This window comes from Corynebacterium sp. HMSC14H10 (assembly GCF_001807105.1).
Lineage (GTDB): Bacteria > Actinomycetota > Actinomycetes > Mycobacteriales > Mycobacteriaceae > Corynebacterium > Corynebacterium jeikeium_D.
Genome location: NZ_KV787410.1, coordinates 1 through 24,003, shown reverse-complemented (window position 1 = coordinate 24,003; position 24,003 = coordinate 1). Strand labels below are relative to the sequence as shown.

The window sequence follows — 24,003 nt, the reverse complement described above, 5'->3', positions numbered from 1 at the left end:
GTGAGTGCTTGTAAAAGCCGGGACAGTTGACGCGGGGTGGAGCAGCTCGGTAGCTCGCTGGGCTCATAACCCAGAGGTCGTAGGTTCGAATCCTGCCCCCGCCACTAAGAAGAGACCCCTACCGGTGCAACGCCTGTAGGGGTCTTCTTTATTCTGGGGCCAAATCACCGTTTTTCACCGTTTTTTTTGGGGGGGGGTAAGTCGTTGGGTAGCCGTTGGGTCTGACGAACTCGCGCACTGCACAACCGGGCATTAAAGGGGCGGCCATCAGAAATGCGGTGTGAGGCGCTGCTCGATTAGTCGGCATGAAGGTACTTAGCTTGAGGGGGTCCTGGGTTGATTCCGGTCGATTCACCTCAACTCATGTACGCGCTGCTGGCTTTCAGTTTCACATATCGATGAGTTATTCACTTATGGCCATGCTGGAGCGCATCGATAGGTGAATCATGCATCGATAAGTGAGCGCAGCGCTAGAAAATAGCTGGCAGACGGGCCTGGTCAGTCCACTGTGGGGTCGCAACAGTAGAGGGCGGGAGAAAACTTTTCCTGTCCCCGCCCTCTATAAAGAACTCTACGAAGCCCTGGCTTTCGATTTCTTCAGCATGATCATCGGCAGAATCAACAGGACTAGCCCACCGATAAGCGCTACTCCACCGAATAGCCACACCAGTCCGGCGTGTTGAACAGTGGGGCAAAAATTATCACGCCGAGTAGCGCGAAGAATCCCCACTGCGCCAGGTACATGCCTACGGAATAGGACCACATCGTTCGCGCGCGCTGGCGCACCTTGGCATCGAAATCCATTGTGAATGGCAGGGCACCGAAGACTGCCGCGATGAGAATGGTCGCGTAGTCGCCGAAATGCTCGCTGAACTGGATTATTCCCAAAGCGTTGGGGCCTAGCAGCAAGCCGAGCAAGCCCGCAGTAATCGGTGCGGGGATGAGAAGCTTTTGGAACCAGGGGATGAACCGTCGCATCAAAAAACCACCTACCCAGTTCATTCTGGGAGGTGGTTTTGGTTGAGGTCAGACGGTTTTACTGTCGCCCATTCCTAATGCGCGACCAAGCCGCTGCGATAACCACGCCAGCGCATGCGATGGCGAGGTAGGCCCACATGTGATCACCGCTGGTCTGAATGGTCTTTGGCGGAGCAGGAGTGTTCTCCGCAGTTAGCACACTTTCTGTGTCACGGCCGGAGGTGATGTCATCGATCCAGTCAGCAGTGCCAGCGAGGGTAGTGATAGCTGCGCTGGGGGAGGGCAGGTCAGGGTCGCCATTGGAGGTTCCGGCGGTAGCGAGACCAGCGAGCTCTCCGTCAACGAAGAATGGACCACCGGAGTCGCCTCCCTGCATACCCGCGCCAGAAACGGAATGTGCGTCCAGGATGGCGCTTTGAATCATTGGCATCATGGCAGCGTCGGCTGGGATACTTTCTGTCCCTGCCGGAATCGACTCGGTTTTGGAGTCATCTGGCATGGCAGCTCCTGGCTGCATCTCCATTGATTCCATAGCGTCACCCGGAACAGCGTCACCCGGAACAGCGCCGCCCGGAATAGCCTCACCCGGAACAGCTTCGCCTGGAGTAGCGTCACCCGGAACAGCACCACCAGGCGCAGCCTCACCTGGAGTTCCTTCAGTCGGCCCGCCGCCCAGCAGCTCATTGACGACCATCTTGGTCATCGGAAGCTGCCCGGATCGTGCCATGGACGAGCTGCTGCTCCAGCCGTAGAGAGTTCCCGTCTGTCCAGGTGTGGGGATATCGCGGGAGACCTTCGCAGGGGTTGCGTCGGTGACCTTTTCGGTCAGGTGAAGCAATCCCGCATCAGACATTGGAGAAAGCGCCCAAGAATCGGCATCGTAGACCTTTCCACCGATGCGGGCCTGGGTCCCTTCGTTGTTCACAGACTCCAGGCAGTGGCGTGCGGTGAGCACCCACTGGTCGGCAACCAGCGTGCCGGTGCAGTCACCGAAATTACCGATTTTGCCAATCTTTAGCGCGGCCACAGAACTGCTTTCAGCATTGGCGGGTGCGGGTTCGCCGTTTTCCAATGCAAGAGCTGGAGTCGCAGATAGAAGCAGGGGGCTGCTAACAATTGCTGCGATGGAAAAAGATGTTTTCTTCACGGTTATTTCCCTTTCCCAGAAGGAACAATGCCCTTGATTGCGGTGGCAACGAGTTTTTCGGCAGGGCCCTGTCCGACAAATTTCTTCCAGAGGCTAGCGATGACGAGGAAGAATACGATGAAACCTGCTGCAGACAACGTGGAATGCAATGCAACATTCTGCTGCCAATAAAACGCGGTGAGAACGTGCAGGATGTAGATCGTCAGCGACATTGTTCCCATAGCCGCGAATGGGTAAACCACAGCTGGGAAGCGATCGCCTACGAAAAGGCACAAGTGCAGCACAATGGCGGCAACTGCGACGGAGAGAATGATTTCTCCGAAGACGCCAGTGTGTCCGGTAAAACGGAGCCAGCCAGCAATCTCGGGATCAAATCGGAAGTACATGCCGACGGCAGTGATGACAACGCTGACAGCGGTAACAATCCAGCTCAACCGAGTATTAGTGCTCGTCTCAGAGGTGGAAGTGCTTTGCAGGCGACCGCGCAAGTAGACGTCGTAAAGCAGCATGCCGCCGATGAAATATGCAATCCACGCGAGTAGCGGATAGATCTGTGGCAGCGTCATAGGCGCGTACTTGATTGTGGCGGCGATGGTTGCGGCGATGAAGAAGCCGACTCGCCACCAGGTTCCGAGCGCTGGCATCCAGGAAACCAGCATCATTACCAGGCCCATGATGACGAGGACCACCTGAATTTCTCCACCGACCGGCAATAGTGCCAGGCCGATGAGAATGATCAGGGCACCGCGGGTGATTAGACGCAAGAAGGTAGTGCTGCTGTAATTACGGCCGATGATCATCATTGTGGCGCCGGCGATGATGGCGAACAGTGATGAGGGTAGGCCAGAGAGCACAACCTTTGTGCTCCAAAGTAGTGAGGCCATATGGACAATGATCATGCCGATGATGGCGAGTGAGCGCGCTATATCAAGCCCCACGATTCGGGTAGGTTTATTCACCCCGGATTTCTCCTTTACTACAACTTATAGGGAGGTGCTCTTTGGTAAAAAGCACTCTCTACAAACGGCGTATTGAAAACGACTTTCTAGTTGTAGCAACCGAACCTGACAATACATTAAGTGACTATGTGTAAATCATGGTGTTTCGTCTGTGTTTTTACTGGGAAACTAGCGCGCTCAAAAAGCTAAGAGGCAGGCGTAACCTGGTGGCATGACATCGATGCTGACGAGTTTCACCTGGGCAGAGGTGCCAGGCGTCTTCCTCGCGTACCTATTAATCATTGCCATCCCCACCGCTCTCGCATGGGTGGGTGCCGCATGGTTGGCCAAAAAATACGGCGAGCGTATCGCATTTGGGCACACGATTTTCGTCTTTGTCGCAGCATTCCTAATCTGCTTTTGTACGCTCGCGTGGACACTTGAGGGCGAATACGACTACTCGCCGTGGCAGGTTTTCTGCAGCGGCTTTGCGATGGTCATCCTCACTGCCTCTGCCATGATGCGCGTGCCCGCCCCAACTCTGAACCTGCTGCCCACCTGGTGGGCTGCCGTCGCCGGCTACGCCCTGTGCTGGAGCATCATTGCCGGCACCGACGACACCACCGGGCTCTGGGCAGTCGGCCTGATGTTCCTGCTCCTCGGTCTCATCGCAGGCGTCGGCGCAGTCGTGTGGCTTACGCTGGCGATAAGGCGGCTTTTGTTGGATTCTGCCGCTTAGGGATTCTTAGTGGAACGGAGTTCGACAGCTAACTCGTCGATACGGCGCTCGAGGTCATCGCGAATCAGGTCCATGCGTTCTTTTCCGTCGATGCCTCGTTTTGAGGGCTCGTCAGTAAGCCAACGCTCGAGTGAGCCTTGAGCGTCCGAGGGGAGCTCTACATGAGCGGCATCGCCGATGATGACAACACGATCTGCAGTCCGGAGAATCGTGGGGGCAATGGGCTTTGGTGATGCACTGTCCATAGAGGCGCCGATTTCTGCAACTGATTTGGCTGCAAGCGCATTGGTAGTAGTTTTGGGGTTCGTTCCTGCTGAAAGGGCGATGAACTGCGTGGCATATTTTGCACGCGCAATGGCCTCGGCCATCTGGGATTTACCGGCATTTGCCACGCAGATGAAAAGTACCTTCGGGATTTCCTTCATTTCAGAATCCTTTTTCTATAGTTTGTCCGGTACGGAAAGGTCAATAGGGAAAAGGCGCGGCCCGAGCCAGCGGGTGACGTAGACAAGTGCAACGAGTACGGGTACTTCAATAAGTGGTCCAATCGTTCCCGCAAGTGCTTGCTGGGACAATGGGCCGAAGGTGCCAATCGCAACCGCAATTGCCAACTCGAAGTTATTTCCGGCGGCCGTAAAGGCAATCGATGCGGAGGTTGCGTAGTTCATGCCCGCGGCCTTGGCCGAAGTGAGAGCGATCGCGAACATGGCGAGGAAGTAGATCACTAGTGGTAGCGCCACTTTCGCAACGGTCCAGGGATTCTCAAGAATCTGCTGTGACTGAAGTGCAAAGAGCAACACGATTGTGTATAGAAGGCCGGCAAGCGCCAATGGTGAGATTTTGGGCAAGTAGTCATTTTCATACCAGTCGCGACCACGGGCGCGTTCACCAACTATGCGTGATGCTGCGCCAGCTAGAAGCGGAATACCGAGGAATACCACTACGGATAGTGCGATTGCCCAAAAAGAAAAGGTGGCGGAAGTGGTTTCCAGTCCCAACCAGGAGGGCAGAATCTGCAGGTAGAACCACCCCAGAGCGCCGAACATGAGAATTTGAAATAGCGAGTTTACGGCCACCAGTACGGCAGCGACTTCAGTATCGCCGCAAGATAGGTCGTTCCAGACCAAAACCATTGCAATGCAGCGGGCGAGACCGACGATAATCACGCCAGTGCGCAGTTCTGGACTATCGCTGAGGAATATCCAGGCAAGGATGAACATCAGTGCGGGGCCGAGAATCCAATTGAGGAAGACTGTGATGCCCATCAGCTTCCTTGATGTCAAAATTCCGCCCGTTTTGTCGTATCGAACCTTTGCGAGCGGTGGGTACATCTTGACCAGCAAGCCGATGGCGATTGGTACGGAAATTGTCGCAATTTTTGCCTCTGCCAGCCAGTTCACAAATGATGGTGCAATTTTGCCCAGAATGAGGCCAATTGCCATTGCAGCTGCAATCCATAGCGGCAAGAAGCGATCTAGGAAGCTGAGTGACTTTGTAGTCTGTGTCATAGTTTCCGGTGTAATCAATATATCGATGATGGTCAATATATTTAGGGGGGCGTGTAGCCTCAACAGGTATGGACGAAATCTCAGAATGCTGTGCACTTGGCGGTCGGCCTCTCGACACGGCGGAAGCGCAAGCTGCGGCAACGCTCTTCAAAGCGCTGGCGCAACCGGCGCGCCTGCAAATTTTGTCTCAGCTCGCTGCCGCTGGCTGTAGTCCGATGACCGTGGGTGAGCTGGCCGCTGTTTCTGGGCTTAGTCAGCCGACGGTGTCGCATCATTTAAAGACCATGGCGGATGCCGGGCTGCTAACTAGGTCTAAGAGTGGACGGGTGGTAACCCATGAGGTACGCCCTGAGGTATTTGCTGAGCTGCGACGTATCCTGGATATCGGTCACGCGGACGGGAGATAGTGAGCCGCTCGTCGCAAATTGCGATAGGTTGGAAAACCCTGTTTACCCGCCCAGGCGCTTGACGACGGCGTCGTGAAGCACCCCATTCGTCGCAACTGCGTCCCCGCCGTGCGGCCCGTCGACTCCCGCTAGGGAAGTGAAGTGGCCGCCAGCTTCCTCCACCAGGATCGCAAGCGCTGCCAGGTCCCACAGGGAAACCTCCGGCTCCGCGGCGACATCGACCGCACCCTCGGCTACCAGGCAGTAGGAGAAGAAGTCGCCATAGCCACGCAGGCGCCAGGCGTCATCGGTGAGACCGATGAAGTTGTCGCGCAGGTCGCGCTCAGCCCAGCCGGTGAGCGAAGAGTTGGAAATTGAGCAGTCCGCGATGTCCGCCACCTTCGAGACCTCAATGCGGCGCTCGGTGGCCTTCCGGCCGCCGACGTGGGTGTGCTTGAATGCGCCGTCGCCCTTGGATGCCCACCAGCGACGGCCCAGTGCTGGGGCAGAGACTACGCCGACAACCGGCTTGCCGTCCTCCAGCAGGGCAATCAAGGTGGCCCAGACCGGGACATTGCGCACGAAGTTCTTAGTGCCGTCGATGGGGTCGATGACCCACTGGCGCCCCTCAAACACAGCTTCGCCACCGAATTCTTCGCCGAGAACTTCATCGCTCGGGCGCTTGTCCGACAGAATCTCGCGGAGCAGCTTCTCGCACGCGATATCGGCATCGGAGACCGGAGTCAGGTCGGGCTTGGACTCGACGACTAGATTGGCCGCCTCGAAGCGGGACATCGTGAGGTCGTCGGCTGCGTCGGCAAGCGAGAGTGCGAGGGCGAGATCTTCGGAGTAAGAGGTGGTCATGGCCGAAATTCTAGCGCAGAACCTCACGTAACTCTGCGACCTGGCTACTCGAGCCCGCGAGCTTCCAGCGCCCCACCGACGTGCATTCGCCGCCTGCGCCCGTAATAAGCGCATACCCAGGCAGCCAGTCCCAGGCGGCGACGTCGCGCTGGAACCACACGCCGATGCGGCCGTCGGTCACGCCTGCCATATCCACCGACGCTGAGCCCAGCATGCGCCAGGTAGCGCTGCGGGACACCGCATCCAACCAGGACTTTGTGGCGGTGACCTCGGATTCCTCGCTCGAGTTCACCACCGTGGTGTGGAGGTAGGTCGCTGCGCAGACTTCCGAAAGCGGGTGGTCAGTGACCCGGAGATCGTCAACAGTGCCGTCAATGTTGATACGAGTGGTCGGGAGATTGGGGCCACCAATCCAGCTTTCGCCGGTTGCCGGACGGTGCACCGCGCCGAGGACGACCTCATCCGGATCGTTCACATCGCCCATAACCAGCGCCAATGCGCTGCACCAGTAGTCCGAACCAGTGGTGAAGTTGTAGGTGCCATCGACAGGATCAATCACCCACGTGCGACCAGACTGGGACTCCTTCGCTGACCCTTCCTCGCCAAGAATGCCGTCCTCCGGGCGGAGCGCGGCCAAAGCCTCGACGACGAATTTCTCCGCTGCGCGGTCGGCCGCGGTGACGACGTCGGAAATCGATGTCTTGTACTCCGTGACCAGGCCTTCGTCTCGCATACGCGCGGCAATGGCAGCGGCACGCTTCACGATGGCAACCGCAACACTGGTATCCGATGCCACAATCGACTCGGATACTTGGGAGAGAAAGAGTTCTAGGTCTTGGCTGGAATCTTGGCTGGCGGTGGATTCAGACATACGTCCTATTGTGCACCGAAACAGGCGGTATAGCTAAGGTAGTACCCGTGAACCCGGATCTGAATGCTGACCTCAAAGAACTCGACGCGACGCTGACCACCATTGAGAAGGTGGTCGATGTCGACGAGCTTTCCGACCGGATCAGGGAGTTGGAAGCCCAGGCCGCCGACCCGTCGCTGTGGGATGACCCCGACCACGCGCAGCAGGTCACCAGCGCACTATCGCAGGCACAGGCGAAGAAGAAAAAGATCGACTCGCTGCGCGGGCGCCTCGACGATCTCTCCGTGATGTACGAACTCGCGGAAGAGGAGGGCGACCCCGACGCCGTCGAGATGGCCGATGCCGAACGCGCTGAGCTGCGTGCCGACATCGAATCCCTCGAGGTCACGACGATGCTTTCGGGGCCTTACGACGAGCGCGAGGCGGTCATTAACATCCGCTCCGGTGCCGGTGGCGTGGATGCCGCTGACTGGGCCGAGATGCTCATGCGCATGTACCTGCGCTGGGCCGACAAGCACGGACATAAGGTCGAGGTTTACGACACGTCCTACGCTGAAGAGGCCGGTATTAAGTCCGCTACTTTCGTCGTCCATGGCGAGTACATGTACGGCACCCTCTCGGTCGAGCAGGGCGCGCACCGTCTGGTTCGTATTAGTCCTTTTGATAACCAGGGGCGCCGCCAGACTTCCTTCGCTGAGGTCGAGGTGCTGCCAGTTGTGGAGGAAACCGATCACATCGACATCCCCGAGTCAGATTTGCGTATCGACGTCTACCGCTCCTCCGGCCCAGGTGGGCAGTCGGTGAACACCACGGACTCCGCGGTCCGACTTACGCACGTCCCAACCGGCATCGTGGTGACCTGTCAGAACGAGAAGTCGCAGCACCAGAACAAGGCATCTGCGATGCGTGTTCTGCAGGCGAAGTTGCTGGAGAAGAAGCGCCAGGAAGAGCGCGCGGAGCTGGACGCTCTCGGCGCAGGCGGCAATGCCTCGTGGGGTAACCAGATGCGCTCCTATGTGCTGCACCCGTACCAGATGGTGAAGGATCTGCGTACCGAATACGAAGTCAACAACCCGCAGTCGGTCCTCGACGGTGACCTCGACGGTTTCATTGAGGCCGGTATTCGCTGGCGCATGGCTCAGCAGTCCGAAGGGGAGTAGCGCTAGAAGGGCGGTTCGTCTTCGGGTGCTTCCGGTGCGGTGGGGTCGTCGGCTTCTGATTTTCTCTCGTTTTTGTTCATTCCCAGTTCTTCGCGAGCCTGATTTGTCAGCTCCTGTGATTCGCGGAGGTTTTCCAACCTCTGCTCGTTGTACTCTTTGAGTGTCTGTGCTTTCTTTGTCTTGCGCAGGTCGAAGGAGTAGCGACCGTGGCCGGAGAGCGGCCCTGATTCTGTGCTGATTAGGGCAGCTTTTTCAGCGCTCTGATCAGTGGCGGAGGTCCAGTACTCCACGCCGTCGATATCGCGCACGACATTCCAAAGACCGGCCGTTTTTAGATTGTGGTGGCGACGGCATAGGCAATGGAGGTTGGGCGTCTCGGTTTGGCCACCTTCGTCGGGATTCTCGTGGTTATACGGCTGAATGTGGTCGATGTCGCACTTCGTCGCATCGACATCGCATCCGGGAAAGCGACAGGTGCCGTCTCTACCTTGGATGTAAGTACGCTGTCGCTCTGTTGGCGAGTACTTTTCCGTTTTCTCGTCCGCTAGTAGCCGGATGCTAGTGACCCGATCGAGCCAGGATTCAGTGGCGATTTTGTTGATCCACCCCAGGCCACCGATCCAGGCTTTTTGGGGCTTGTCTTGGGTTAGTGGGCAGTACAGATTCAGTGTGGCGGTGACCTGGGCAGTCCCGTGCAGAAGATGTGAAAAGGCCTCGACAAAGTCGCAGTCCTGATCAGCGGTGATTTCCTCCAAGACCTTCTGAAACTCAATTGCCCGCTCAGGCATCAGTTCCATGGTGACTTCAGTGAGGTTGTCCTTTAACTCGAACGTTATAGATTCGCCAGCTTTTTGCTCGATGCCTTTTTGAAACGAAGTGATCGGCGGGTCGTACTCATTCTTCGGGCGCAATAGCGGGCTGACTTCATCAATAAGCCGCTGAATATTCTGTTGAAGGCTCCGAACTCCGCGAAGAACTTCACCATTGACTCTCGGAGTGATCAGCTCAAGGAGATGGTCTTCGAAATATCTCACAGCCGAGGGGTCATCCAATGGGAGGATGGCCGTGGCAATGACCCGCATGTGGGGAAGCGGTAGCTGTGCGCGTTTGAGCAGAAGCTCTTTTAACCGCGGGAGTCGCTCTAGTTGCATTCCGACATCGATGTACTGGAGTGTTCTCCCACGTGACATGCCAAGAGCTGGAGCGATTTTGGCGATGTAATCTTCGACATCTTTTGTTGAAGAAGAGGGAACACAAGCAAGGGCAAGCTTCAAGTCAGCTCGATTGCGGTCAATTCCAAGACGTGCTGGTGCTGTTTGAGAAATCTCATGGTGAAAGCGTGGTGCCGTCGCTTCCATTGCCGCAGCGTAAGTGCGTTTGCGTGGTATATGTTCCCCGCTGGCCATTGGTGAATCCCCCTGAAAGATAAGGCCTGGACGTTGAAATGTTGAAATAAGGAAGAGGTAGTGAAAATATTTTCGACTAACTCTGAGCGTCAATTTTCCGAGCTTTAAGCAGCTCGGCGATGCTATTCGGTGTTTTTAATCCTCGTGTTTAATCTTTCATGGCTCATTGTAATCGAACAGGCAAGCGAATTAAAGGGGTATTTAAAGATTTTTGGGGAAAATAATTTCGAATGCCGCTATGGCGTGAGCTTTCGTGCAGTCGCGCGCTCTGGGGTAGCGTTCGACGCCGCCTGTTCCCGCAATCCCGTCACGGCGCCCAATTCAACGCATTCCAGAGTGACTTGAGTGGCTTAAGTGATTAGAGTGTCTACTTATGATCACTTTCGACGGGGTTACCAAGTCCTACTCGACTTCTAGCCGACCAGCTCTCGACGACGTTTCAGTCCACATAGATAAAGGTGAGTTTGTCTTTCTCATTGGACCGTCGGGCTCTGGTAAGTCGACCTTCCTGCGCCTTATGGTGCGTGAAGAGAAAGTGGATTCAGGAAAACTGACGGTTGCAGACCAGGATCTAACCAAGATTTCTCGTCGCAACATCCCGAAATTGCGTCAAAAGGTGGGGTACGTCTTCCAGGACTTCCGCCTGCTGCCAAAGAAGACGGTGTACGAAAATGTCGCGTTCGCATTGCAGGTAATTGGCAAGCCGAAGGCGAGAATCGACAAGGCAGTTCCGGAAACGCTCGAAATGGTCGGGCTCTCGGGCAAGGAAAACCGCTACCCGCACGAGTTGTCTGGTGGTGAGCAGCAGCGCGTCGCCATTGCTCGCGCCTTCGTCAACCGCCCGCTCATCTTGCTTGCCGACGAGCCCACCGGCAACCTCGACCCAAGCACCTCCGGTGACATCATGCTCCTGCTTGACCGCATCAATCGCATGGGCACGACCGTTATTGTGTCGACTCACGACAACGATGCCGTGGACTCCATGCGTCGCCGCGTGCTGGAGCTGGAGCTGGGGCGTCTCGTGCGTGACGACGCCACGGGTGTTTACGGCCTGAACAACTAGCAGACAGTCCATCGGTAGAAGAACTCATTCGAAAGGTATTACTGACCTATGAAGACTCGCTTTGTCCTCGGTGAGGCTTTCTCCTCCTTGGGCCGAAACATCACGATGACCATCGCGATGATTATTACGACTGCGGTGTCATTGGCGCTGCTTGCGACGGGCATCCTGGTTACCGAGCAGACCAGCCGCACGAAGGATCTCTATCTCGATCGAGTAGAAGTGCAGATTGAGCTGAATGAACAAATCTCCGCCGAAGACCAAACTTGCTCATCGCCGGAGTGTGCTGAGGTCGTCGGCAAGCTTGAAGAGGCTGACGGCATTGATTCGGTGACCTTCCGAAATCGTCAGCAAAACTTTGACCACTTCGTGGAGATGTTCAAGGACAGTGACCCCGTGCTCGTGGAAAATGCGACGCCGGAGTCGCTGCCGGCTGTCGTGATGGTGCGTCTGAGTGACCCGACCGATGTCAGCCCGCTCGATCCGATTCGGGAGCTGCCCCAGGTCGACCACGTTACTGACCAGCATGAAGAGATCGGTACTGCAGCTCAGAACCTGGACTCAGTGCGAAATGCGACCTTCCTGCTAGCGGCGGTGCAGGCCGTTGCCGCGGTGTTCCTGATTGCGAACATGGTGCAGATTGCGGCGTTCTCGCGTCGTAAGGAAGTTGAGATTATGCGCATGGTCGGTGCCAGCCGCTGGTTCACGCAGGCGCCGTTCGTCCTCGAGGCTGTGATTGCGTCGCTGATTGGTGGTGTGCTGGCCATTGGTGCGCTGTTCCTGGGCAAGGCGACGGTCATCGATCCGGCGCTGAGTAACCTGTACAAGGCACAGCTCCTGGCGCCGCTGACCAACGGCGATATCGGTGTGGTGGTGCCGATCGTGGTCGTTATTGGCATGGTCTTTGCTGGGCTTGTTGCACAGGTCACGCTGCGTCTTTACTCACGCGACTAGGGTTGCAAAAAGGTTAGCTATTAGGCCCCGCGGTTAAACCCGGCGAATAGGGTCGTCGCGCCCTGCCGGGTAAACTGTGGACTATGAATAATGACGACGTCCAGCGCCCACCGAAGCTCGACAAGAAGGCTTATGAGGCCGAGCTCAAAAAGCTCCAGGCAGAGCTCGTCGAAATGCAGCAGTGGGTGGTAGAAACCGGTGCCCGAATTGTCATCGTGATGGAGGGGCGTGACGCTGCCGGCAAGGGGTCGGCCATTAAGCGCATCACGCAGTACCTGAACCCCCGTACCTGTCGTATTGAGGCCCTGCCGGCTCCGACTAGCCGTGAGCAGGGTCAGTGGTACTTCCAGCGTTACGTCGAAAAGCTGCCGACTGCTGGTGAAATCGTGATTTTCGACCGCTCCTGGTACAACCGTGCCGGCGTTGAGCGTGTCATGGGCTTCTGCACTTCGCAGGAGTACCGTCGCTTCCTGCATCAAGCGCCGATTTTTGAGCGTCTGCTGGTCGAAGACGGCATTATCCTGCGTAAGTACTGGTTCTCTGTGTCGGACGAGGAGCAGGTTGCCCGCTTCAAGTCCCGTCGTGAGGATCCACTGCGCCGCTGGAAGCTCTCGCCGATGGATCTGGAGTCCATCACCCGCTGGGAGGATTACTCCCGTGCAAAGGATGAGATGTTCATCCACACCGATATCCCGTCCGCACCGTGGTTCACGGTTGAGTCTGAGGACAAGAAGCGTTCGCGTATCAATGTCATCAACCACCTGTTGACGACCATTCCGTACGAGCGCATTCAGCGCGATGTTCCGGAAATCCCGGAGCGTCCGGAGTCGGAGGGAAGCTACGAGCGTCCGCCGCGCACTGAGTTCCGCTATGTGCCGGACGTTGCTGCCAATCTCGAGGCTGACCGCGTGAAGGGCGCAGGCAAGTCCGATAAGAAGGGCAAGAAGCACAAGAAGGACAAGAAGAGCAAGAAGAAGTAGCTCCTTAGTCTCAGTGAGGTTCTGGTCGTCAGAACCTTCGCAGCAGAACCTTCCCGTCAGAACCTTTCCCTGGTTAGTTATCTGTGTCACACTGGGTGACATGACTGCTACTGATAACGGTTCTGGCACTGCACGCACCGAGGTCGATGAGCCGAAGGTGCTGCGAGAAGTCCACGGGCGATCTGGTCACCTTCGGCTGAATAGGCCGAAGGCACTTAATTCGCTCGATTTGGATATGGTCACCGAGGTCGTCGAGGGGCTCCGCGCATGGCGTGACGACGACTCGGTGGACCACATTGTTGTTTCATCCGGTCACCCCAAGGCGTTTTGTGCCGGTGGTGATGTGCGCGCAGTTCGGCAGGCTGTGCTCGATGGCGTTCCGGAGCAGGGGGAGGAGTTTTTCCGGGATGAGTACGAGATGAACGCGATGATTGCGGAATTCGCGCAGTCCAAGCCATATATCGCGATTATTGATGGCATCGCTATGGGCGGTGGCCTTGGTGTTTCCATGCACGGCTCCCACCGAATCGTGACCGAGCGTGCCAGCGCTTCCATGCCAGAAATGGCAATCGGCTTTATTCCCGACGTTGGAATTACCCACTTTTCGCAGCATGTGAACACGCGGTTAGGAGGGCCCTCGTCGGCAATCGCGAGGTTTACCGGGCTGACCGGTTACCGCCTAACTGCGGCGGACATGCTGTGGTCTGGATGGGCGACACATGCGGTGCCATCCGCGCAGCTGGACGAGTTTGTTGCGGCTCTGGACCGCGATGGAATTGATTCGGCGCTCGCGGAGTATGCGCTCGATGTGGACTCAGCTGAGGCTCGTGATCTGCTCGGGGATCCGCAGTTGGCCGAGTGGAGCGACTGCATTGAGGCTTGCTTTGGGGCTGATACCTGGGCGGAGATTGAGCGAGCTCTCAACGAAGCCGCTGAGGCGGGCTCCTGTGCATCGTCAACAGTGGAGACTTTTCGCGACCTGCTGGCACCCGCCAACCTGGAGAGTCTCGTGGCGGCAGCGGAGCTCTATGCAGCGAACGCGGGTCCGGGGGTTACGCTGCAGGAGGCTCTGAACCGGGAGATGAAGCTCGGCGCTTACATGCGTCAGCACCCCAATTTTGCCGAAGGCGTGCGGGCGGTTTTGGTGGACAAGGACCGCGACGCCACCTTCAAGCCCGCCTCCGTTCAGGAGGTCGATGTCGAGGGGATTCGTCAGCACCTGAGCTAAACAAAACTGTGACGGCCCGTAGTCGGCGCGAAATCATCGGCAATCATGGCCGCCAATTCGAGATAACTCTGGGTGGTGGCGGGCTGGAGATTGTCCAGCTCGATATTGGCACCATTCGCGATATGCGGATCGTAGGGGATGACCTGCACTGCACGGCAGCGCTGGGCAAATAACTCGTGCACGGTCTCTGTGGACAGTCCCTGTTTATTTAGCTCGTTGACCACCACGACAGTGGTAGAAACCAACCGTTCGAAGCCGTGCGCTGAAAGCCAGTCCAATGTCGTCCAGGCGCTTTTCACGCCGTCCAGTGCAGGCGTGGTGACCAGCACCAGACAATTGGCCGCAGACAGAATCGAAGCGGAGATGGGCTGCGTCAGGCCGGTACCGCAGTCAGTCAGGCTCACGTTGTAATGCCGTCGAAGGATGTCGAGGGCCGCGCAGTATTCGCCGTCGGAAAGCGCGATCGTCGATGTCGGATTTTGGTCGCTGCCGACAACCTCCAGCCGCGATGGCGTGTGCGATGTATATGTACGGACCTGCGCGTATTTGTCCGTATCCGGGGCTCGGAGCAGATCGCGAATAGATGCGGGATTGGCTGCGGTGACGCGTGCGCCGAGGGTGCCAAAGTCCGGATTCGCGTCGATCGCGACGATTCGGTCACTGCGCAGGCTTGCAAGCGTGGCGCCCAGGCACATGGTTGTCGACGTCTTGCCAACGCCGCCCTTCACGCTGATAACAGCGATGTTGTAGTCACCGTAGATAGGCTGTCGCACCCGCTCTATCAGCTCGCGTTGCTTGCGTGCCGACGATGATTCCCGCGGTGAAATTGCGCCCCAGGTGGCCTTATGAACCCAGCTGCGCCAGCCCGACTGTGGTGCCTGCCGCGAGTTCAGGCTAGCGGCCAAGTCTGAGACGGAAACTGCGTGATTGACTGCGTGTTTGGTGGAAGTCATAGACTTCATCGCCTCCCCAAAAATCCCCAAAGTATGTCCCCGCCGTCGTTTTTACCACGCAGCCAGAACGACGGCGACTCCAAAGAAGGCATCGAGAATTCCGACCTGTTTCGGAGTCCACGGCCGAGCGCGGCGAGCGCCGGAGATTGGCATGGCAAAAGACCTGATGAGAAGCCCAATTGCGACGATGGGCACACCGATGCTGATGAGGTTCCGGTCGTGGAGGAGGAGCCACCCGATGATGGCCACGGCGGTAATGAGAACGTGATACGTGACCGAGCCAATGAGCCACTGGCGGTTGCCGCGCTTGCGAATCATAGTTTTTACATAGGGCACGGTGCCGACGAAATATCCAGCGTAGATAGCCGCAATTGCCCAAGCTTTCGGGGTTGGTCCGGCGATGATAGGCACCATGAGGCTAGCGGCCAGAACGGTGGAGACACCAGAGAGAAGTGAGCGCGGTCGGCGGCGGTAGGTCTCCCAAATAGCGATAGCGGCAAGAGGGGCAATGAGGGCGACCCAGGTGAGGAGGGAAACGTCGGCAAGCAGTGTGATGCAGCCGGCGACGGCAGTGAGCGCGGTGTATGTGGCGGCGGGTGCGAGGTGGCGGCGTTGGCGACGAGAGCGGAGCCAGACGCTCACGGCGAAGAATGCGAAGTAGCCGAGCAGCCAGGTCGCGGTGACGGCAAGGCCTGTCCCTGTGGGGGTGAGGGCGAGAGCGGTCAGCGGGGGAATGGTGACCATGAACCAGGCGCCGTGCTGGTCCGGAACCCAGCCAGCGGAGCGCTTGTGATGGGAGCGGCGGGCGGGGCGGGGAGGACGTGGTTGGCGGGGCTTTTGGCTCATACTACGCATTGTAGATGCGTAATTATGTCGAGGCTGTATTAGAACCTCATATTGAAACCTCATTGAATAAAATGCACATGCGCGCAAGGCGACAGTGCTAACGTTGAACTCGCATTCTCAGGGCGAGGTGAAATTCCTCACCGGTGGTGATGCTGCGGCTGACGCAGACAAGTCCACGAGCGCCCTACCTGTGGCCAGAAGGGTCGTCAGGTAGGGGACAAGCAGATTTCGGTTGGAATCCGAAACCGACGGTCATAGTCCGGATGAAAGAGAAGGAGTTGAATAATTCGTGGAATACGTGTCGGATTTTTTGGTGGGTTTCCTCACTGCACAGCTCAGTGTGGCGGGAGCACCAATCTTGATTCGAGAAATTGTCGGTAACCTCTTTGGCCTGGCGTGTGCCTTCCTAGGTATGAAACGGAAGGTATGGGCTTGGCCGGTCGGCATTATCGGAAATGCCTTGCTGTTTACCGTCTTCCTCGGCGGAGTTTTCCACACGCCGCAAAATCTTGATCTCTATGGCCAGGCGGGGCGTCAGGTCATGTTTATCGTCGTCAGTCTCTACGGATGGTTCAGCTGGGTCAAGAGCCGCAATCAGAGCGGTGACGAGGTCGCAATTGAGCCTCGGTGGGCGACGGCATCGGAACGCATTGGGATGATTACCGTGGCTATCTTCGCCACTGTGATTTGTGCCAATATCTTTGAGATGCTGGGCTCGTGGGGGCCATGGGCCGATGCCTGGATTTTCGTCGGTTCGATGTTGGCGACCTGGGGTATGGCCCGCGGGTGGAACGAATTCTGGCTAATTTGGATTGCCGTTGATGCCGTGGGAGTGCCGTTGCTGCTCAAGGGTGGCTACTACCCGTCGGCGGCGCTGTACCTCTTCTACGGATGCTTCGTTATTTGGGGCTTTGTCTCCTGGGTTCGCCTCGAGCACCAGAGCGACAATGACCAGCAGAAGAGCTCCGCGACCGACCAAGTACCGGCTTTGGCAGCAGCCGAGCGGTAGGATAGTCCAGGTGAGCTTCCGACCAGATAACTCCCGTACCAACCGCGCCCATCAAGCCGAAGAGCGTGCCCGCAGTCTCGTGCAGGACGTCCTCGACCGCGAGGAGCGGGTACGCAACAATCTGGCCAGCGCTGATGTCGACCCGTGGACGATGCGTTTCGTCGTCGATGAGTCGATTTCTGAGGGCGCAATCATCACCTGGCGCAATGAGGCCACTCGTGCCCGCCGCATCATGCGCCGCTATGACATTCAGCGGGGCTACCGCGAGAAGTTGCGCGAAGTTGAAAAGCGCATCGATGCCATGTTGCACCTCGCGGAATCGCTGGAGGAGTCGTGGGACGCCGCGGCACACGCCTCGAAGAGGCTTTCCGACGCGGAGGCCCGCGATGTCGCAGCCTTTGAACGCGAGCGCGAGCGGCAAAATGACGCGGCAGAGACTAAGCGGCAGCGTGAGGAGAAGGTCCGCAAGTTCCGTCGGAAAGCGGAAAATATTGCTACCGACGCGTGGGACGCGGGCCGTGACGCGCTGGAGAAGCTGCCGCCGCTGTCGTCTTCGCTGAAGGACATCGCGGCTAAGTTCCGTTCGCGGGGCTCGGAGGAGGAACCGCGCGAGGTACGGCGGGCAACAGCCCGCGACCTGCGCAAGGAGCCCCCGCTGCCGGAGGACTAGCGCTCCTCAGCTTTAGCTGCCTGGACTACCTCAGCGAGCTTGGAAATCTCCTCGTGAGAGGGGCGGATATCCGGATGCGTGCGACAGTAGTCCAGCAACAAATAGCCAGCTGTGCGAATGCGACGATGCCCATCCCAGTGTGGAGTGGCGATTTCGGGGTCGTTGGTGGCCAAAGACGAGATGGCCTGGCGCTCACTGAGCAGCTCGTACTGGAGATCTCGACGAATATCGAGCGCCTGATTCGGAGTACCGGTTAGCAGCGCGCCGAGAAGAGCGCCCATCTGTCGATAGCAGCGCGGAATATGACGCAGGTAGTGCTTTTCAATGCTCTCGGTTGGCCAGAAGTGCAGGACAGCGAGAGCCAGCGCGCAGGCGATACCGACTTCCAAGACACGATCGGTCACAATCGGTGCGAGTTCGCCAGCGACGTTTCCGCCCAGCAGCAGCGCCAATGGAGTGGTGACGATTGTCGTCAGCGCATAGTTTTTCACCACGAGAACCTCCGCGCCGAATTGGCAGGCTGCAAGCGCGATAAGTAGCGTCCAGCTGTCCAGGCCAAAGGAAAAGAGCAGCGCATAGAGGAAAATGCCGATAATCGAGCCGACCATGCGGTGAATCCCTCGGATCGAACCAGCGGTGCGGTCGGGACCCCACTGCAGAGTCATCAATGCGCTGACCACCGCCCAGTCAGGCCGGTCGAGACCGACAAGCACGCTAATGAGACCAGCTAAGCCACCGGTAATAGCAACCTTTGCCGCAGTCATCGACGCATGGGAATAGCGATCGAAAGAGCGGAAGATCCGGTAACTCACGCTTGGTCGCGCGAGTGGAATGGTTGTCTGCGTCTCGTCGAAGAGGTTAGGCGTGTCCACGATGTCCACAGCGCTGCCGTGCACGCCCAAGCGTGTGCGGATAGCAATCAGACGCTGATGAGCAGCAATGACACGGTTGACCAGTTCCGTGTGGGAGGGCTTGACGATTTTGCTGCCACGGATGATGCCTGCGTCGGCAAGCGATTCCCATGCGTCGGTCAGTGCAGTTTGCGCCTGGTGATGAACGGCGAACGATGTCGAGTCTGACTTTTCCATCGCGTCGATGGCTGATTCAAGGGATTCGACAGCCGCCATCTCGGGGCCATGCGGATTCCACAACCGCGGTGCCATGCCGATGACTATCGCGGAAAGCACGCCAACGGTAGCCCACATGGCGGTTTCCACCGGGTTGAAGCCAAGGCGGGCGACCATTGTTGTGCCGCCGGAGACCATCACAATAAAAAATGAACCCGGCGGTGGCAGGCGCAGTGCGTTTTGAATAAAAGCGCCGATGGTGGCCAGTATCGTCGTAAAAAGCGCAATGAGCAGCAGCCATAGATTGCTGCCGCCGGAAGCGATCTCACCGTGGACCACTGATCCGACAAAACTGCCGGACATAACTCCGGCGATCAGGCATAGCCCGGCGATGGCCATCACGCGCAGACGACTGCGGTAGGGGTGGCCTTCGCCATAGATGACCACGCACCCACCAGCGGCGATAAGGAGCATCTCCGAGCCATGTCCGGTGAGAAGTGCCACGGCACCCGGCAGGAATAGCGCGAGTGCTGCGCGGAGGGCGCCTGGCCATCTCTGTGCACGGGAGTGGAAGGCAGTAAAAAGTTGCCATGCACTTGGTTGTGGAGGAAGCTCAACCGTTTGGCTCAATGTTGGTGAAATCTCCTTAAAACTCTAGTCTGCGACCAGCGTCTCGAGCGTGAACTCCGGGTGCTCCTTCTCAATGAAGGACAGCTTCCACTTGTCCCCGAAGAGCGCGATGAGGGCGCCGTCGGAACGCGTGAAGATCTCCACGCCGCGCTGCTTTGCCAGCTCAGGCGCGGTCTCTTCGTCCGTGCGGCGGGCGACGGAGTAGGGGATGGGCTCGGCGATGGTCTCGACGTTGTACTCGTTTTCCATGCGTGCCATCATGACCTCGAACTGCATCGGGCCGACCGCGGCCATCACCGGGGCGGCATCGCCGCGGGCATCGTTGCGCAGAATCTGCACCACGCCCTCGGCATCGAGCTGATCGACAGCTTTGCGGAACTGCTTGTACTTGCCCAGGCTCTTGGCGCGCAGAGTGCGGAAGTGCTCGGGCGCGAACTGCGGCATCGGCTTGAATTGAACCTTGCGGCCCTCGTAGATCGTGTCACCCGGCGCCAGTGAACCCGCATTGACCAGGCCGACAATGTCGCCCGGGTAAGCCGTCTCCACGGTCGAACGTGTCCGGCCGAAAACGGTCAAAGCATACTTGGTGGAGAAACTACGTCCCGACTGCGCATGCGTGACCTGCATGCCGCGGTCAAACTCGCCAGAGACAACGCGCATGAATGCCAGCTTGTCGCGGTGGTGCGTATCCATACCCGCCTGCACCTTGAACACGACGCCCGAAAAATCATCCGTCGGCTCGCGCTTTTCGACGATAGCTCCCTGGCCGCCAGCCGCCGCAGCGGCAACGGCAGCCGGGTCGGACACGCGGGCACCAGGTGCCGGAGCCAGCTCGCAGAGAGTGTCCAGGATCTGGTGGACACCCCAGTTCAGCATGGCGGAGGCGAAAATCACCGGAGAGGTGTCGCCAGCGAGGTACATCTCCTGGTCGTGGTCAGCGCTATCGGCGGAGAGCAGCTCGGACTCCTCGGCTGCCGTCTCCCAGGCGTCGCCCTGCTCTGCGGCGGCCTCATCTGGGGTGAGGTGACGCTCAGCGGCAATAGTGGCGCCACCGGCAGTGCGCTCGAAGCCGATGAACTGCTTGGCTTCGCCGTCCTCACCACGCTCCAGCAGACCGCGGAAGTCGCCGGCCTCACCAACTGGCCAGTACAGCGGAGTCGGTTGCAGTCCAATCTCCGCGACAATCTCATCCATCAATTCCAGGGGAGCCTTACCCGGGCGGTCCCACTTGTTGATGACGGTGACGATGGGAATTCCGTTGGACTTACAAACCCGGAACAGTTTCAACGTCTGAGGCTCGAGACCCTTGGCACCGTCGACAAGCATGACAGCGGCGTCGACAGCGGTGAGCACACGGTAGGTGTCCTCGGAAAAGTCAGCGTGACCAGGCGTATCGACGAGATTGATCATGTACGGCTCGCCGTCGTGCCCCTCTGGCTGGTACTCGAACTGAAGCGCGGAAGAGGCAATCGAGATGCCGCGATCCTTCTCCATGTCCATCCAGTCGGACACAGTCGACTTGCGGCCGGCCTTGCCGTGGACAGCACCGGCTTCGTTAATGACATGAGCATGCAGAGCCAGCGCCTCGGTGAGCGTGGACTTACCGGCATCCGGGTGTGCGATGACGGCAAATGTGCGGCGGCGTGCTGCTTCTTCGGCGAGAGTGGTCACAGGGAGACTACGCTTTCCTTAAAAAGAAAATCGGAATAAGGGAATCGGGTTCAACCTTTCTAACTTACCGCTCCAGTGGGGTAAGGGGCCAATTACGTTGGGGTGGCGTTAGAGGTTGAACAGTTCGCGCAGCGTCGTGATGACGCCTTCCTCCGCGTTCGATGGTGCGATGTCGGTGGCGCGGCGTTTGATTTCCGGGTGACCGTTGGACATGGCAAACGAACGGCTTGCGTGGTCGATGAGCTCGAGGTCATTCAGGTAGTCAACAAAGCAGACAGTTTCGGCAGGAGAGACACCGAGGGCCTCCTGCAGGGCGGCGAGTGCCGTGCCCTTGTTGGTGTTGGCGTCGATGAGGTCGACCCAATGTGCACCGGAGACTACCGCGCGCAGGTGCGGGCTCTGGGAACGCAAGTAATCGGCGGATTCGTCTTCGACGGAGTAAGGATCAAAGGCGGCAATTTTGACGATGCCGTCCTCGGCGGCGGCGGCGATGACATCATCGACCTTCTGCAGCTTCAAATAGTACTTGGCGGCCTCGTTGAATTGCAGCTGCTGAACTTCCTCCGGAATATTGAAATGCGGCGGGAAAAACTCCACGTATGCGCTGGCAGCGCCGCAGATGATAACCGATAGAGGAGTGCGCCCCGCTGCCACGCGGTTGTCGTTGAACTGGCGGATCGCGTGTACCAACTGGGTGACGATGTCGTGGTCGATACTGGTAACTGAGACCACCTCGCCCGCATCCGCGACATAGTTGCCGTTTTCCGCAATGATTGGGATGCGGTGTGCAATGGGGGCGAACTGGTCGGCCAGAGTGGCGTACTGGCGGCCCGATGCGGGAGCGAAGTGGACACCGCGGTCGAGCAGTTCGGTGACTACCGGCCAAAAGGAATCCGGGATTTCCTTGTCTTCATTTAATAGAGTCCCGTCCATATCCGTGACTACAAGGCGGTATGGCGGCTGGGCGGGAGATTGCTGCTGGATATCCAGGGGTTCCGTCATGGCTTTAATTCTAACGGGTAAGTAGGGTTCACTTTTCTTCCTCAGGTCGCCTCCCAGCGCCTCCCCCGATTGGGTGAAAGCTGGGCCACAATACGGGGTACCCAGTTGAGGGCGATAGCCGGTGAACGGCGTGTGCGGGGTATTTTGAGGGGGAACTCATATTCATTTAAGCCAGGAGGATTTATGTCGGATTCGGCCCCCATCAAGCGCAATGACTGGAATGAGCGCATCAGCCTTGCAGAGCAGATGATCCCCCTCCTGGGACAGCTGCGACGCAACAACGATGTCGTGACTTCAATCTTCGGCCGCCGACTGGAAAACGTCACCGAGACCGGCATCATTAAGTCGCACCGCTACGCCCGTCGCATTACCTCGCAGGAGCTGCCTCTGAGCCAGACTCTGCCGATTCTGCAGGAACTGGTGAAGATGGATCTCGGCACCGCCTCCATCGACCTGGGCGCCCTGGCTACCAGCTTCGAAGAGGAAGGCGGCGACCTGCGCGCATTCCTCGAGCGGGAGCTTGCCGAGGTTATCGGTGCCGGGACTCACACCCCGAAGACCGACATTGTCCTCTACGGTTTCGGACGTATCGGTCGTCTGCTGGCCCGCATTCTGCTGGCTCGTGAGGCACTGTTCAACGGCCCGCGCCTGCGCGCGATTGTGGTTCGCCAGAATGGTGAGGACGACATCGTCAAGCGTGCTTCGCTGCTGCGCCGTGACTCCGTCCACGGTGCATTCGACGGCACCATCTCGGTTGACCGCGAAAACAACATTATTTGGGCAAACGGCACCCCGATCCAGGTCATTTACTCCAACGACCCGGCAACTGTTGACTACACCGCCTACGACATTAACGATGCGATTGTCATTGACAACACCGGTCGTTGGCGTGACCGTGAGGGACTGTCGCAGCACCTTCAGTCCAAGGGAGTTTCCAAGGTTCTGCTCACCGCGCCGGGCAAGGGCGATGTAAAGAACATCGTCTACGGAATTAACCACAGCATCATCGAGGACTCTGACAATATTTTGTCGGCAGCTTCCTGTACTACCAACGGCATCACCCCGGTGCTGAAGGTCGTCAATGACAAGTGGGGCGTCGAGTTCGGTCACGTCGAGACTGTTCACTCCTTCACCAATGACCAGAACCTGATTGACAACTTCCACAAGGGTTCCCGCCGTGGTCGCGCAGCCACCCTGAACATGGTTCTCACTGAGACTGGTGCCGCAAAGGCCGTCGCCAAGGCTCTGCCGGAGTTTGAGGGCAAGCTGACCGGTAACGCCATCCGCGTTCCCACCCCGGACGTTTCCATGGCGGTGCTGAACCTGACTCTGGACACTGAGGTCGACCGCGACGAGGTTAACAACTACCTGCGCGAAGTTTCCCTGAAGTCCGTCCTGCGCCAGCAGATTGACTACATCCACTCACCAGAAGTGGTCTCCACCGACTTCGTTGGTTCCACCCACGCTGGCATCGTCGATGGTCTGGCTACCATCGCCAACGGTAAGCACCTAGTGCTCTACGTCTGGTACGACAACGAGTTCGGTTACTCCAACCAGGTCATCCGCATTGCTGAGGAGATTGCCGGTGCTCGCCCGCGCGTCTACCCGAAGCGCAAGCACATCGACGAGCTGTAAGTCGGCGGTCCTGGGCTTGAGCTGTTGAGCCCTCGAACGCCCTCTTCCCCCTCCTAAACCACGGGGGTTGAGGCGATGGGGAGGGCAGGGGAGGGGGGACGGAGCTTTCGGTGCGGGAGGCCGCTATCGCCTACCGCTGGTGGACGTGGTTCTGCGCGGCTTCGGCGCGGATGCATGGGCCGGGGCGGTAGGGGATAGATGACGTTGCAGTGGCTCCGGGCAAGCCACATCACCGCGGCATTGTGCTTCTGTCCTTCACCCCGTTTACGCAGGTAGTAGTCGCGCGATGCGGGATGGCAGT

Annotated in this window: 23 protein-coding genes, 1 tRNA gene and 1 riboswitch; of the genes, 11 read left to right on the top strand and 13 right to left on the bottom strand. The window is 58.2% G+C overall.

Annotated elements, in window-relative coordinates; translation table 11 throughout:
- The first annotated feature begins 30 nt into the window (after positions 1-30).
- Positions 31-104, top strand: a tRNA-Met gene (locus tag HMPREF3135_RS01420).
- A gap of 541 nt (positions 105-645) precedes the next feature.
- On the opposite strand, the gene HMPREF3135_RS01415 is transcribed toward HMPREF3135_RS01420, so the two are convergent.
- Genes HMPREF3135_RS01415 through HMPREF3135_RS01405 form a run of 3 tightly spaced genes read right to left on the bottom strand, consistent with a single transcriptional unit; the run spans position 646 to position 3,084 of the window.
- Positions 646-978 carry a sodium/glutamate symporter family protein gene (locus HMPREF3135_RS01415; RefSeq protein WP_070595373.1) on the bottom strand — a complete coding sequence of 111 codons (333 nt, stop codon included), beginning with the start codon at positions 976-978 and terminating at the stop codon, positions 646-648.
- 58 nt (positions 979-1,036) lie between these two features.
- Positions 1,037-2,125: a trypsin-like serine protease gene (locus tag HMPREF3135_RS01410; RefSeq protein WP_070437528.1), complete on the bottom strand. Its 1,089-nt coding sequence runs from the start codon at positions 2,123-2,125 to the stop codon at positions 1,037-1,039.
- 2 nt (positions 2,126-2,127) lie between these two features.
- On the bottom strand, positions 2,128-3,084 hold the full coding sequence (locus HMPREF3135_RS01405; protein ID WP_070437526.1) for a DUF418 domain-containing protein: 957 nt from the start codon (positions 3,082-3,084) through the stop codon (positions 2,128-2,130).
- Between the two features lie 211 nt (positions 3,085-3,295).
- Here HMPREF3135_RS01405 and HMPREF3135_RS01400 point away from each other — a divergent pair, with 211 nt between their 5' ends.
- On the top strand, positions 3,296-3,802 hold the full coding sequence (locus tag HMPREF3135_RS01400) for a hypothetical protein (RefSeq protein ID WP_048733884.1): 507 nt from the start codon (positions 3,296-3,298) through the stop codon (positions 3,800-3,802).
- Here HMPREF3135_RS01400 and HMPREF3135_RS01395 read toward each other — a convergent pair.
- Positions 3,799-4,227 (bottom strand): arsenate-mycothiol transferase ArsC, encoded by a 429-nt coding sequence (locus tag HMPREF3135_RS01395; RefSeq protein ID WP_048733886.1) that lies wholly within the window; start codon positions 4,225-4,227, stop codon positions 3,799-3,801. The genes HMPREF3135_RS01400 and HMPREF3135_RS01395 overlap by 4 nt on opposite strands.
- Before the next feature lie 15 nt (positions 4,228-4,242).
- Entirely contained in the window at positions 4,243-5,310 is a 1,068-nt protein-coding gene (gene arsB, locus HMPREF3135_RS01390; protein ID WP_070437523.1) for an ACR3 family arsenite efflux transporter, read from the bottom strand.
- Between the two features lie 68 nt (positions 5,311-5,378).
- On the opposite strand from arsB, the gene HMPREF3135_RS01385 reads away from it, so the two are divergent.
- Positions 5,379-5,717, top strand: a complete 339-nt coding sequence (locus tag HMPREF3135_RS01385) for an ArsR/SmtB family transcription factor (RefSeq protein WP_070437520.1) — start codon at positions 5,379-5,381, stop codon at positions 5,715-5,717.
- Positions 5,718-5,759: 42 nt separating this feature from the next.
- Here the strand turns inward: HMPREF3135_RS01385 and hisN are convergent, their stop codons facing one another.
- Positions 5,760-6,560, bottom strand: coding sequence for a histidinol-phosphatase (hisN, locus tag HMPREF3135_RS01380; RefSeq protein WP_070437518.1), 801 nt, complete (start codon positions 6,558-6,560; stop codon positions 5,760-5,762).
- 10 nt (positions 6,561-6,570) lie between these two features.
- A complete protein-coding gene (locus HMPREF3135_RS01375) occupies positions 6,571-7,431 on the bottom strand; it encodes an inositol monophosphatase family protein (RefSeq protein ID WP_070437515.1) in 861 nt (286 codons plus the stop codon).
- A 47-nt stretch (positions 7,432-7,478) separates the two neighbouring features.
- Between HMPREF3135_RS01375 and prfB the strand changes: the two genes are divergently transcribed.
- Positions 7,479-8,591, top strand: a complete 1,113-nt coding sequence (gene prfB / locus HMPREF3135_RS01370) for a peptide chain release factor 2 (protein WP_038626269.1) — start codon at positions 7,479-7,481, stop codon at positions 8,589-8,591.
- A gap of 2 nt (positions 8,592-8,593) precedes the next feature.
- Here the strand turns inward: prfB and HMPREF3135_RS01365 are convergent, their stop codons facing one another.
- Entirely contained in the window at positions 8,594-9,949 is a 1,356-nt protein-coding gene (locus HMPREF3135_RS01365; protein WP_246818291.1) for an HNH endonuclease signature motif containing protein, read from the bottom strand.
- A gap of 421 nt (positions 9,950-10,370) precedes the next feature.
- Here HMPREF3135_RS01365 and ftsE point away from each other — a divergent pair, with 421 nt between their 5' ends.
- The 4 genes from ftsE (at position 10,371) to HMPREF3135_RS01345 (ending at position 14,219) form a co-directional block, all read left to right on the top strand.
- The gene (gene ftsE, locus HMPREF3135_RS01360; RefSeq protein ID WP_070437506.1) at positions 10,371-11,060 is read left to right on the top strand and encodes a cell division ATP-binding protein FtsE; all 690 of its coding nucleotides are present in this window, start codon (positions 10,371-10,373) and stop codon (positions 11,058-11,060) included.
- Positions 11,061-11,108: 48 nt separating this feature from the next.
- Positions 11,109-12,011 (top strand): permease-like cell division protein FtsX, encoded by a 903-nt coding sequence (ftsX, locus tag HMPREF3135_RS01355; protein ID WP_070437503.1) that lies wholly within the window; start codon positions 11,109-11,111, stop codon positions 12,009-12,011.
- Between the two features lie 83 nt (positions 12,012-12,094).
- Positions 12,095-12,991 carry a polyphosphate kinase 2 gene (ppk2, locus tag HMPREF3135_RS01350; protein ID WP_070437500.1) on the top strand — a complete coding sequence of 299 codons (897 nt, stop codon included), beginning with the start codon at positions 12,095-12,097 and terminating at the stop codon, positions 12,989-12,991.
- A gap of 100 nt (positions 12,992-13,091) precedes the next feature.
- The gene (locus HMPREF3135_RS01345) at positions 13,092-14,219 is read left to right on the top strand and encodes a 3-hydroxyisobutyryl-CoA hydrolase (RefSeq protein ID WP_070437497.1); all 1,128 of its coding nucleotides are present in this window, start codon (positions 13,092-13,094) and stop codon (positions 14,217-14,219) included.
- On the opposite strand, the gene HMPREF3135_RS01340 is transcribed toward HMPREF3135_RS01345, so the two are convergent.
- Both HMPREF3135_RS01340 and HMPREF3135_RS01335 read right to left on the bottom strand, forming a co-directional pair.
- The gene (locus HMPREF3135_RS01340) at positions 14,216-15,172 is read right to left on the bottom strand and encodes a MinD/ParA family ATP-binding protein (RefSeq protein ID WP_224433563.1); all 957 of its coding nucleotides are present in this window, start codon (positions 15,170-15,172) and stop codon (positions 14,216-14,218) included. The genes HMPREF3135_RS01345 and HMPREF3135_RS01340 overlap by 4 nt on opposite strands.
- A 51-nt stretch (positions 15,173-15,223) precedes the next feature.
- Positions 15,224-16,018 carry a YwiC-like family protein gene (locus HMPREF3135_RS01335; protein WP_065421705.1) on the bottom strand — a complete coding sequence of 265 codons (795 nt, stop codon included), beginning with the start codon at positions 16,016-16,018 and terminating at the stop codon, positions 15,224-15,226.
- Positions 16,019-16,127: 109 nt separating this feature from the next.
- A riboswitch (FMN riboswitch) is annotated at positions 16,128-16,297 on the top strand.
- A 19-nt stretch (positions 16,298-16,316) separates the two neighbouring features.
- Here HMPREF3135_RS01335 and pnuC point away from each other — a divergent pair.
- The gene (gene pnuC, locus HMPREF3135_RS01330; protein WP_224783741.1) at positions 16,317-17,027 is read left to right on the top strand and encodes a nicotinamide riboside transporter PnuC; all 711 of its coding nucleotides are present in this window, start codon (positions 16,317-16,319) and stop codon (positions 17,025-17,027) included.
- 10 nt (positions 17,028-17,037) lie between these two features.
- The gene (locus tag HMPREF3135_RS01325; RefSeq protein WP_016423226.1) at positions 17,038-17,697 is read left to right on the top strand and encodes a hypothetical protein; all 660 of its coding nucleotides are present in this window, start codon (positions 17,038-17,040) and stop codon (positions 17,695-17,697) included.
- Here HMPREF3135_RS01325 and HMPREF3135_RS01320 read toward each other — a convergent pair.
- The 3 genes from HMPREF3135_RS01320 to HMPREF3135_RS01310 all read right to left on the bottom strand — a co-directional run bounded on the left by HMPREF3135_RS01320 (position 17,694) and on the right by HMPREF3135_RS01310 (position 22,067).
- Positions 17,694-19,394, bottom strand: a complete 1,701-nt coding sequence (locus HMPREF3135_RS01320; protein ID WP_070437494.1) for an FUSC family protein — start codon at positions 19,392-19,394, stop codon at positions 17,694-17,696. The two genes, HMPREF3135_RS01325 and HMPREF3135_RS01320, sit on opposite strands and share 4 nt — an antisense overlap.
- Positions 19,395-19,418: 24 nt before the next feature.
- The gene (locus HMPREF3135_RS01315) at positions 19,419-21,065 is read right to left on the bottom strand and encodes a peptide chain release factor 3 (RefSeq protein ID WP_070437491.1); all 1,647 of its coding nucleotides are present in this window, start codon (positions 21,063-21,065) and stop codon (positions 19,419-19,421) included.
- Positions 21,066-21,173: 108 nt separating this feature from the next.
- Positions 21,174-22,067 carry a Cof-type HAD-IIB family hydrolase gene (locus tag HMPREF3135_RS01310; RefSeq protein WP_070437488.1) on the bottom strand — a complete coding sequence of 298 codons (894 nt, stop codon included), beginning with the start codon at positions 22,065-22,067 and terminating at the stop codon, positions 21,174-21,176.
- Between the two features lie 183 nt (positions 22,068-22,250).
- Here HMPREF3135_RS01310 and HMPREF3135_RS01305 point away from each other — a divergent pair, with 183 nt between their 5' ends.
- A complete protein-coding gene (locus HMPREF3135_RS01305; protein ID WP_049189550.1) occupies positions 22,251-23,702 on the top strand; it encodes a glyceraldehyde-3-phosphate dehydrogenase in 1,452 nt (483 codons plus the stop codon).
- Positions 23,703-24,003: the final 301 nt, after the last annotated feature.

Bases quoted from the DNA above. Each gene is read 5' to 3' on its own strand.
- HMPREF3135_RS01415 (WP_070595373.1), bottom strand. From the start codon at position 978: ATGCGACGGTTCATCCCCTGGTTCCAAAAGCTTCTCATCCCCGCACCG.
- HMPREF3135_RS01400 (WP_048733884.1), top strand. From the start codon at position 3,296: ATGACATCGATGCTGACGAGTTTCACCTGGGCAGAGGTGCCAGGCGTC.
- HMPREF3135_RS01395 (WP_048733886.1), bottom strand. From the start codon at position 4,227: ATGAAGGAAATCCCGAAGGTACTTTTCATCTGCGTGGCAAATGCCGGT.
- arsB (WP_070437523.1), bottom strand. From the start codon at position 5,310: ATGACACAGACTACAAAGTCACTCAGCTTCCTAGATCGCTTCTTGCCG.
- HMPREF3135_RS01385 (WP_070437520.1), top strand. From the start codon at position 5,379: ATGGACGAAATCTCAGAATGCTGTGCACTTGGCGGTCGGCCTCTCGAC.
- hisN (WP_070437518.1), bottom strand. From the start codon at position 6,560: ATGACCACCTCTTACTCCGAAGATCTCGCCCTCGCACTCTCGCTTGCC.
- HMPREF3135_RS01375 (WP_070437515.1), bottom strand. From the start codon at position 7,431: ATGTCTGAATCCACCGCCAGCCAAGATTCCAGCCAAGACCTAGAACTC.
- HMPREF3135_RS01365 (WP_246818291.1), bottom strand. From the start codon at position 9,949: ATGGAAGCGACGGCACCACGCTTTCACCATGAGATTTCTCAAACAGCA.
- ftsE (WP_070437506.1), top strand. From the start codon at position 10,371: ATGATCACTTTCGACGGGGTTACCAAGTCCTACTCGACTTCTAGCCGA.
- ftsX (WP_070437503.1), top strand. From the start codon at position 11,109: ATGAAGACTCGCTTTGTCCTCGGTGAGGCTTTCTCCTCCTTGGGCCGA.
- ppk2 (WP_070437500.1), top strand. From the start codon at position 12,095: ATGAATAATGACGACGTCCAGCGCCCACCGAAGCTCGACAAGAAGGCT.
- HMPREF3135_RS01345 (WP_070437497.1), top strand. From the start codon at position 13,092: ATGACTGCTACTGATAACGGTTCTGGCACTGCACGCACCGAGGTCGAT.
- HMPREF3135_RS01340 (WP_224433563.1), bottom strand. From the start codon at position 15,172: ATGACTTCCACCAAACACGCAGTCAATCACGCAGTTTCCGTCTCAGAC.
- HMPREF3135_RS01335 (WP_065421705.1), bottom strand. From the start codon at position 16,018: ATGAGCCAAAAGCCCCGCCAACCACGTCCTCCCCGCCCCGCCCGCCGC.
- HMPREF3135_RS01310 (WP_070437488.1), bottom strand. From the start codon at position 22,067: ATGACGGAACCCCTGGATATCCAGCAGCAATCTCCCGCCCAGCCGCCA.
- HMPREF3135_RS01305 (WP_049189550.1), top strand. From the start codon at position 22,251: ATGTCGGATTCGGCCCCCATCAAGCGCAATGACTGGAATGAGCGCATC.